1 pseudogene is annotated in these 418 nt (G+C 72.2%); it reads right to left on the reverse strand.

Annotated elements, in window-relative coordinates:
* Window positions 1–271 (reverse strand): annotated as a pseudogene (locus G3I71_RS48595) (hypothetical protein); the annotation flags it as partial.
* Between the last annotated feature and the right edge of the window lie 147 nt (window positions 272–418).

Here is a 418-nt window from a genome sequence, read left to right on the forward strand (position 1 = left end):
CGGGCCCGCCGGCGAGGAAGTCCAGCGGGTCCGGGCCGACATGGGTGTAGCTGCCGTCCGCGTCCTGGCCGCAGAACACCGCCCGGTCGGGGCCGCACATCCGCAGGCGCCACCAGAACGAACCGCTGCCGTTCTCGCCCGAGACCCCGTCCTCGTCCAGCCAGTACTCCTCGTGATCGCCCCGTGCGGCGGCCAGCACGGCGAACGTCACGGCCCTCGCCCACAGTCGCCCGGCGGGATCGAGGTCCTCCGGCACGCTCGGTCTGCGCATGATGATCTCCTTTCGAACGATCACCCTCGCACAGGTGCCGGCCGCCGTGCGAAACTCCGTTCGTCAGCACCGCGGCCCGGGGATCACGTCCGGGTGGTTGTTGCCCCCACCGGGGGATTTCGGTGAACCGGGGCACCGGCGGGCCGC

Origin of the sequence: Streptomyces sp. SID12501, from assembly GCF_010550245.1 — a bacterium.
Lineage (GTDB): Bacteria > Actinomycetota > Actinomycetes > Streptomycetales > Streptomycetaceae > Streptomyces.